The organism is Patescibacteria group bacterium, assembly GCA_020148145.1.
Classification (GTDB): Bacteria; Patescibacteriota; Minisyncoccia; order Minisyncoccales; family JAHCRE01; genus JAHCRE01.
This window is the reverse complement of the sequence record JAHCRE010000018.1, coordinates 1-8645: the sequence shown is the minus strand read 5'-3', so window position 1 is coordinate 8645 and position 8645 is coordinate 1. Positions and strand designations below refer to the sequence as shown.

Below are 8645 nucleotides of genomic sequence, written 5' to 3'. Positions count from 1 at the left end.
TACTCCACTAACATTTTTCTTGTAATAGTGTTTTCCCATGAAAATTGAGTAAATAAGCCTATTTTAGGCTTAGAATGAGAGGGTATTCTCAAATATGGCTCGGAATTTAGAGTTATAACTGAGGGTGTATATTATGGAATGTTGAAAGTTGGGTGTGTAATGTTGAAACTGTAAACTTCATGGTTGTTTTCTGTTAATGTTAAGGTGAAACCGCAAACTTTGTGGTTGTTTGTTTGGATGTTTTTGTTTGGGTTGCCTAACATTTTGGGTTTGTTGTTTAGTATTTGGGTGGGTTGTAAATTATGGATTCTGAAATGGGGGTTTGTTTGGGGTTTGTTTTGGAAAAGAAGGTTGTTTTGCTGAGTTACTATTTAGGTTACTATCTACGTTTGTTTCTGAGAATAGGGGTTCTGAATGTTGGGAGAGATGTGTATTATGGGATATTGTGAGACCTCAAAAAATAAAAAAGAAAAAAAGATGGGATAAATTTCAATGAAATATGACGGAGAAAATTATTTTAGAGAGAACTTAGCTTATAAAGACTTTAGGGACATAGGTTGGATAGTAGAACGAGAGGTATTATTGAAAGAATGCTGGATCACGTGACCAGACCAGAGATATTTAACCTTAATTTTAATATTGCTAGATGGGTTGAAAAACAAACTCCAATTACATCTATAAGAGACATTGTTCTCGGATATGTCATAGGTGAAGCCTTTGCAAGATCGGATGCATTAGTAATTCTGACGGAAAGAAAAGATCCTACAGAAAAAGATATAGTTGACATTTTAGGAATGATTAAGAGAAGACTTCCAGATATTATCAAGAATATCGAAACAGAACTGAATAGATAGAACACATTTGTATCCCTAAAACCCAAATTTTATTAAAGACATAATTCATAATTTTTGAAAGAAAACATGGAATAAGAAGGAAATTCTCTTTTTATTGGCTTGTTAGCGTTGAGGTGTCCGGCTATTGAGCTAACGTACTCATCTATGAAGGTTTCAAAACTCATCTGTTTTCCATGTTTCCGGTTTCGTTGCATTGGAAGGTAGGCCTCAAACAGTTGTTTGTTGATAGTTTCAATTAGATTCCACGCGGTTTTATGTTTCAAGAAATAGCGTGGATAGTGGTCTTTTATGATGTAGTGTTTCTGAAAGTCTTTAGAGGTTAAGGTTTTGGAGTAGTGCATGAGGAAATGTATTATGTACGGTCTAAAAGGCTCTATGAGATCAAGAACCAATGAAGGTTTTCCATATTGAACGCTATGTAAAAATCCTAAATAAAGCTCTAATTTCGATTTTAAGCATGATTTCAAAATTTTCCACTCAAGAACCTCATAACTCAAGTTAAGAAGATTATTGTACGGTTCAACTGCATTTCTACCCACTCGCTTAAGAATCCGTAGCCATTTAGGAAGCAACGGAAACATTTGAGCATAATAGTATTTAGAAAAATTCTCTTCTATCACGTGCAACTTTAATCTTAATGCCTGAGTGATTTTCTCTCCATGCACGTTTCTTATCTCTTCTAGGCTTGGCAATTTTCGGTTTTGTTCATAAGATTTAAGGTTGTAATGTTTCAAGAGGTTATTTTCATTCTTTAATTTCTGAATCAACACTTTCTTAGCGATCTCCAAGCCTTTTCTGGATTCATAGGCTCTAAATTGGTTTAACCGTGTTTTCACGTTAGCCATGTCTTTTATGCTGTGCAGAACAGCTAAGGGTTTCCCATTATGAAGAGTAATTACAACACCAATTCTATAAAGACTAGCCCATGCTAAAGCGTCAACGGAAACCGCGTTTCTTGTGCCTATGACAATTTCATGTACGTTTTCAAATGGTATTTCCTTTAAGAGTTTATCGTTTTGTTTAATCTTGAATGTATCTTCGTTTGTACCTAAGAAGTACCCGAAGTCTTTTAAAATTATTTTCATGGTTCAAACTCTCTCTTCAGCCACTCTAAAGCCTTTTTTCTATCTTTTGGTTTTTTGAAGTCTACTCTAAAATCACATTGATTATTGAAACAAACGAATCCGTAAACTTTTTTGGTTTTAACTTGTTCTCCGGCACGGTTTATATCCCTAATTATTAATCCGTGAGGTCTTGCCCTTAATATTCCAATGTTACTAGAACCGCATTTTGGACATTTAATTTTCATGGTTCAAACTCTCTCTTCTAAATTTAGATTTTTGGAAAATAGTTCTCTTCAACATAATCAAACAATGTTTTCCAAGACCACAACGAATCTTTTTTTGGTTCAAGTTTAAGGTATCTCTCAATTTCATCGGAAATATTTGAATCAACATCAATAGGTTTATTCAGTTTTGTTCTTACGATGTAACGAATCGCAACAACACCTAAATTCTGAATCCATGATTCAACCATAAGTTTGTTTATAGCTTTTCCTTTAATTCGATAAAAACCTCTGATCTTTTCAGCATTAAACACTTTTTCGACTTCTCCCATACTCATAAGCATTTTCAGATGTTTCGTTAAAGTAACTTTGGAAAGTCCTTTTTTCTGCTTTCTACATTGTTTAAGCAGTTGTCCAAACGATACTTTCTTGTCCTTCATTTTCCTTAGCTCTTCTAGAATCATATTTCGTATTCTACTTTCTTGTTCTTTTTTCCAGCTTTCAATTTTGGGTTTTCCCATATCTTTTCACTATACTATACTAAGTACATAGAAATATTTAAATCTTGCTCTTGTACAATCTAAATAAGAGGTTCAGTACAATGACCTTAACCGAACAAATAATAAAATTCAAACGTAAGGGTTTCTCAGAAAGGGAGATCGCGGAAAAACTCAACCTTACGCAACAAGCAATTAGCCTACACATCGTAAAAGCCAAAAAAGAAGGCCTATGGAATGGAGAAAGCGGTTCAGAAATTTTAGAATTTGACCTTACACCTGAAGAGCCTTTAGATTCTGAGGGAAAGAAAGAGCCTAAGAAAATAACCTTAGAGGGTAAAAAACCAAAAATTAAGGGAGCTTTCAGATGTTCACGATGTCATAAACCGTTAATTCCAATAGAGGAAGTCTCTTTTAACCCTTCCAAACTCGGTACTATGCTAAAAGAAGCTGGAATTTCTCACGTTTGTATCGAATGTAAACTTGGCTATGCAAGAGAATCAGTTGAACCCGAAAAAGAATATTTATGTCCGGAATGTAGAACCAAATTAATCAAATTTGTACATGGAAAGAAATTCTTAGGCTATTGGTGTCCAAACTGCGAAACCCTCTATGAAAAGGGTGATAAAATTCTAAGGAAAAAACAAGCCAAAAAAGAGGTTGAATAAACAAAAATAACGTTTCAAATTCTCCCCGAAGGGAGAAGGAGAGGAGAGTAATATGGATATAAAGAAACAACTATTTAAATGTTTCGTTCTGTACATGAAAGCTCTTAATATAGCACACGTGTACATAAAAGGGGATTCTAATGCTTAAAGCAGAAACAGAAAATTCCATAAAAAACATTCTAAAATCAGAAGAAATTACAAAAATAAACCAAAAAACAGAATATTCTACAAAAAACAATAAGAAAACTGATAAAAATTACAACAAAAATAAGAAAATTACGTTAAATCTAACAAGCTACACGCAAGATTTTCCTAAAAATCTGAAAGCTCTAATTTTAATGTATATGAAAGCTCATAACATAGCTAAGATAATTCTGGATTATAAAAACGATATTGCTAGATACTATGAGAGAACACCCAAACAAATGTGGATTAGCCTATGGCTTAATGGAGAGTTAACAAATTCAGAATTCAAAAAAGAAATGCAGTACAACATTGAAGAAACTTCTGAGGATTTAGAAGATTTTCTGCATCATATTGAAAATTGGTTTAATTCTGGAAGGTTCAGAAATGGCTAGACAACCAAAACTAACTAAGAGAGCTTTAAAACGGTATGTTAAACTGAATAAAAGCACACGATTTATTGCCGGATATTTTAAGGTTTCAGAACGTACAGTTTATCGTAGAATCAAGAAATATGGCTTAAAAGACATACGACCTAAAGGGAGAAAACCGCTTCCAATTGTTAAGCCTATTCCCATACCGCGTGGTTGGAGTACTTCCAACAGTTATATCAACAAATTGAATAAGCAATATGATTTTAGAAACATCACGTTTTTACCGACAAGATATGTAAACACGATCTCTCTAGTTTGCTCTAACCGGAAAAGAAACCCAAGAAGAAAATTCACTACTTGCACGGTTTATTATGTAGCGTTTGAAAGTCAACTGTACTTTTTATATCCCATGCAAATCAAATACTCACGCGAACCTAAAAGTTTCGATGAGATTTATCATTACATTTCTAACAACGCACATGAATTATTAACAACAAAACTGAAAGGCCAAGACATAGAAGTTGTTGAAATCGTAGCCTTCCACTTCTACAACAAACCAAACAACACTATCAAAAAAGAAATCTCAGAAACCATTCAAACAGTTTTAGAAAATGCTGATTCTAAAAAACTAAGAGGTTCAAAACGGAGAAACCTATAATGAATAAAAACGTGAAATTGCCTAAATATCTCAGAAAACAGATTAATCCTCTTAGGCAACCTTATCCTAGAAAAGTTAAACTTTTAGTGTTTGATACAGAAACGTACTCTCAAGGTTTAAGAGCCAATGGAGAGGCTTTTCTCTTAATTTTTTATGATGGAGAAGTAATTTCTACATTTAGGGTTAATAAGAACATTATTTTGAATCGTTTCATTGGGTATTTGCTGAAAAACTGCATAAGCAAGAAACATAGTTATATTTTAATGGCTCATAATTTACCGTTTGATTTAACCGCAGTTTTCGATAAATACCGAGAAAAACTTTTCATGGGAACAACTAGCAAATTTATATGTAACGATAAAAACCATGAATTTCTAGCTGAAATCAAATTTTTTACTCATAAAATTTGGTTTGCTCAGATTAAACTATGTAATGGAATAAACATTAAAGTTGTGGATTCTATCGCTTTTATTCAAGGTTCTCTATACAATTTAAGTAGAATTTTAAGGTTCAAATATAAGAAACGTGAGAAACCCTCTTTTCTAGGTAGAAAACCAAAAAATTCTAAAGAATGGAGAGAGCTTTATCGTTATTGTTATGATGAGATTAAAGCTGAGTATGAATTAGCTCAATGGATTCTTAATATGCTCAAGAAATATGATACAACCTTTTGTGTAAGCATAGCTCAATTATCAAGCAAAATTTTCCGAAAACACTTCTTAAAAACACCTATCCCTCAAATTCCAGAGCACATAAGAAAACTAGCCGAATATACAATTCATGGAGGAAGAGCCTCAGTTTTTGTTGAAACCACACCTACCTTAATATTCAACGTTAAAATGTACGATTATAACAGTTTCTACTCTTACAGCATGGCTACCTTACCAGCTATAACTAGAGGTGAATGGAGAAAAGTTGAAAATTTTGATAATGAACATGAAGGGTTTTATCGAATATGGGGTTATGTTAAACCATGCAAATATCCCATAATCATAAAAAGTACATCCAGCTTAATATTCGCTAACAATGAACCTGTTTCTAATGTTCCAATTACCTCTTATGAATTGAAAGAGGCTCTCAGAAACCATGAAATAAGACTAGATAAAACAGAGGGCTACGTTTGGATTCCCGATGAAGGCTCGGTTAACCCTTTTAGAGATTATGTTAACCACTTCTTTAAAGAGAAAAATCGGTATAAAAACACGAATCCTCTTTATATTCAAGCTAAATTATTGCTCAATAGTCTTTATGGAAAATGTTATCAAACATTGCTAGATGAGGAAAGCCAAAATGAAGCTGATTTTTACATTAATTTCAAAAAAACCGTTTTGGTACAGATACAAAAAACATGGAAAGCCGGAGGGTTATATTTGCCTCATGTGGGTTCATGGATTACTAGCCAATGCAGAGCCTTACTTCATAAGAGCTTACATGATTATAACGCGATAGATTGTTCTACGGATAGTTTCAAAACAACCATGAATTTACCGACAAGCCAAGAGTTAGGTGGTTTTAAAAAAGAGTGTGAAGGAATGTTGCTTTTGTTAAGACCTAAATTATACGTTATGTTTTCATTGGAGAAACAACGTGAATTTTTAGGTTCTAATTTAACTTTTCGTGTTTGGCTTAAGAAAGTTTTGGGTTCATTGGAAATTGGAAAAGATAAAGATATTATAAAGGTAGCAACACATGGCTTTTGGGGTAAGATCACTCGCTTATTGGAAATGGTTGCTAGTGATGAATATTACTATAATGTTATTCGTATGCGGAAAATCCGAGAAGCAATAAGGCAAAAAAAGAATCCGCGTGTCATGTTCAAACAGAAACGTTCTCTAATTATGGATTGGCATAAACTAGATTCTCCCTTAGAAATTGCTGAGGAGTGGGGTAAACTAAATGCCATTTAAAGATAAAGACTATGCTAAAGCCTATGCTAGAGAATATGCTAGAAAATATCGTATAGAGCATAGAGAAGATTTGAAAGCAAAACATAGAAAATATTATGAAGAACATAGAGAAGAATGTCTTAAAAAATCCAAAATTTATTATCGAAAGCATAGAAACCGTTATAGAGAAAATTATAAAACCTATCGCCAAAAATTACGCATACAAATTCTTAAGGCTTTAGGTGGAAAATGCTTCTTTTGTGGTTGTTCAGATTTTAGGCTTCTCCAGATAGACCATATTCAAGATAATGGAAATGAAGATAGAAATTTTTACAAACATAATGACGTAGCCTATTACAAAAATATTTTAGCTAGTTTCAAAAAGAATGAAGGAAAATATCAGCTTCTATGTGCAAATTGCCATGTTCTAAAAACTCTTTATGGTGTTGTTCATGAGTGAAGAGCATAACGATTTAGAAGATTCTAATGAGGAAACTGATTTATGGTGTTATGGAGAGATGGTAAGCGTTGAAGATGAAGAGTTTATAATTTGTGAAAAGTGTGATCTGTATTACCAATGCTTTTCAAAAACTTATGGAGAAGAGGTTTGGGAGTGGAAAAAGGCTGAGAATATTGAATTATCTGAAGAGGATATATTAGAAATTTTTCTTTCTGATCTACTTGAGAATCCTTCTTCTCTTCTTGAGAATGTAAATGTTCAATTGGAGAAACCGCGTAAAATCATTAAGAAGGGAGATAGCTATGGAGTAACTATTCCAGCAATTTTGAATCAGATTTACCCGAAAAACTCTCCATGTTTAACGTTATGGAGTAAAACACAACATTTATTATTCTTTTTTGGAAAAGGAAGTTTTATTCCGGAAAATACTCAAGAAACGCTTAGAGCCTATTACAAAAATAAAACAGCAACATTCAGAACCGTAAATTATGTAAAATTAAACGTTCTCATCATACCACGCCAATTCATGCAGTTTTTCAACGCAACAAGAAAAATACGGTTAGAATTTTCTAAAAGCTCAAACGTAGTCTATGTCAAATCTAATCTTAATGATTTAGAAGTTAATGCTCTCTTTCAAAAACAGCGTGAAAAAGAGCAACATAAAACCCATACTGTTTATTCACACATAAAACCTCAAGACCAAACCGAAAAACCCGAATGGTACGGAAGGTGAAAAGATACAATGGTAAAATGCTGTTTCTGTGGAAATTTAAACCCTAAAACCCGTTATTGTTCATGGTGTAAAGGTTTTCTCAAACCAAAAGAAATTCGTAAACAAATTCCATGTGAAGGATATAAACCTAAAAGAAGAGTGTTTTCTAATGTGTGAAACTGAATTTTGCAGATTAAGACTTAGAGAGCATTTTAGGATTTTATTCAAAAATATGTTTGGGAAAGAACCTAATGAGAAAGAGCTTGAATGTTTCATGAAAGAACATTTAAGAAGGGTGAAAAAATGAATTTAAAACCGAGATGTTTCTATCCCAAATTTAGAAGATATTGCTATTCCTTTGATTTGTACGCGGAATGCTCGAAGAATCTCAAATATCCACAATTTGAAGATAGACCATGTGTAAAACTTAAAAGTTTAACAGAGAGAATAAGAGAAAGAGTTAAATCCCTAGCACAGCAACTAATACTGAAATCGAGGTAATCTTGATGGAAGAGAAAAAACAAAAATTTATAGATATTTTTGAAAAAATAGACGGAAGAAGTAAATCAATCTCAGAGATGATTGATAAGTCTGAAAGTGAAATTCCAAGAGCAATTTATTATCTTACTGTTGAAATATGCGAATTAGAGAAACTTATACTCTTGCTTTTATGGAAACCTTAAGCTTTAACTTTATATCCCTCTTTTTTATTTCAAGGTTTACATGGTAAATCTTTATAGACACTCTCTACAATATTCACAAACCCATACTCTCCCAAACACCCATATATCATAACCCAAATACTAAACCACACCAAACACCATGAAACTTATTAGGTTACCCTAACAAACAGAAAGTTTAGGCCTATACTTTTCCAAAAGACCGGCCACCTTCACAACTTGAAGAGGCCGGCTTATTATTTTCCATGTTCACATAAACACCACCCTCAGTTATAACTCTAAATTCCGAGCCATATTTGAGAATACCCTCTCATTCTAAGCCTAAAATAGGCTTATTTACTCAATTTTCATGGGAAAACACTATTACAAGAAAAATGTTAGTGGAGTA

The 8645-nt window shown here is 33.0% G+C and carries 12 protein-coding genes; 9 read left to right on the top strand and 3 right to left on the bottom strand.

Annotated features, from left to right (window positions below):
• Positions 1 to 590: 590 nt before the first annotated feature.
• Positions 591 to 854: a hypothetical protein gene (locus KJA15_03605; protein ID MBZ9572390.1), complete on the top strand. Its 264-nt coding sequence runs from the start codon at positions 591 to 593 to the stop codon at positions 852 to 854.
• A 32-nt stretch (positions 855 to 886) separates the two neighbouring features.
• Here KJA15_03605 and cas1 read toward each other — a convergent pair whose 3' ends face one another.
• Genes cas1 through KJA15_03590 form a run of 3 tightly spaced genes read right to left on the bottom strand, consistent with a single transcriptional unit; the run spans position 887 to position 2660 of the window.
• Complete coding sequence (gene cas1 / locus KJA15_03600; protein MBZ9572389.1) at positions 887 to 1939, bottom strand: CRISPR-associated endonuclease Cas1; 1053 nt, start codon at positions 1937 to 1939, stop codon at positions 887 to 889.
• Complete coding sequence (locus KJA15_03595) at positions 1936 to 2163, bottom strand: hypothetical protein (GenBank protein MBZ9572388.1); 228 nt, start codon at positions 2161 to 2163, stop codon at positions 1936 to 1938. The genes cas1 and KJA15_03595 overlap by 4 nt, the downstream gene beginning before the upstream one ends.
• A gap of 23 nt (positions 2164 to 2186) precedes the next feature.
• On the bottom strand, positions 2187 to 2660 hold the full coding sequence (locus KJA15_03590) for a hypothetical protein (protein MBZ9572387.1): 474 nt from the start codon (positions 2658 to 2660) through the stop codon (positions 2187 to 2189).
• An 80-nt stretch (positions 2661 to 2740) separates the two neighbouring features.
• On the opposite strand from KJA15_03590, the gene KJA15_03585 reads away from it, so the two are divergent.
• From KJA15_03585 to KJA15_03550, 8 genes are all read left to right on the top strand, one after another.
• Positions 2741 to 3304: a hypothetical protein gene (locus tag KJA15_03585; protein ID MBZ9572386.1), complete on the top strand. Its 564-nt coding sequence runs from the start codon at positions 2741 to 2743 to the stop codon at positions 3302 to 3304.
• Positions 3305 to 3444: 140 nt separating this feature from the next.
• On the top strand, positions 3445 to 3882 hold the full coding sequence (locus KJA15_03580; protein ID MBZ9572385.1) for a hypothetical protein: 438 nt from the start codon (positions 3445 to 3447) through the stop codon (positions 3880 to 3882).
• On the top strand, positions 3875 to 4519 hold the full coding sequence (locus KJA15_03575) for a hypothetical protein (GenBank protein ID MBZ9572384.1): 645 nt from the start codon (positions 3875 to 3877) through the stop codon (positions 4517 to 4519). The genes KJA15_03580 and KJA15_03575 overlap by 8 nt, the downstream gene beginning before the upstream one ends.
• Positions 4519 to 6426: a hypothetical protein gene (locus tag KJA15_03570; protein ID MBZ9572383.1), complete on the top strand. Its 1908-nt coding sequence runs from the start codon at positions 4519 to 4521 to the stop codon at positions 6424 to 6426. The genes KJA15_03575 and KJA15_03570 overlap by 1 nt, the downstream gene beginning before the upstream one ends.
• Positions 6416 to 6865, top strand: coding sequence for a hypothetical protein (locus tag KJA15_03565; GenBank protein MBZ9572382.1), 450 nt, complete (start codon positions 6416 to 6418; stop codon positions 6863 to 6865). The genes KJA15_03570 and KJA15_03565 overlap by 11 nt, the downstream gene beginning before the upstream one ends.
• Positions 6858 to 7598 carry a hypothetical protein gene (locus tag KJA15_03560; GenBank protein ID MBZ9572381.1) on the top strand — a complete coding sequence of 247 codons (741 nt, stop codon included), beginning with the start codon at positions 6858 to 6860 and terminating at the stop codon, positions 7596 to 7598. Before KJA15_03565 ends, KJA15_03560 begins: the two co-directional genes overlap by 8 nt.
• A gap of 148 nt (positions 7599 to 7746) precedes the next feature.
• A complete protein-coding gene (locus KJA15_03555) occupies positions 7747 to 7884 on the top strand; it encodes a hypothetical protein (protein ID MBZ9572380.1) in 138 nt (45 codons plus the stop codon).
• 199 nt (positions 7885 to 8083) lie between these two features.
• A complete protein-coding gene (locus KJA15_03550; GenBank protein ID MBZ9572379.1) occupies positions 8084 to 8260 on the top strand; it encodes a hypothetical protein in 177 nt (58 codons plus the stop codon).
• The last annotated feature ends 385 nt before the right edge of the window (positions 8261 to 8645 follow it).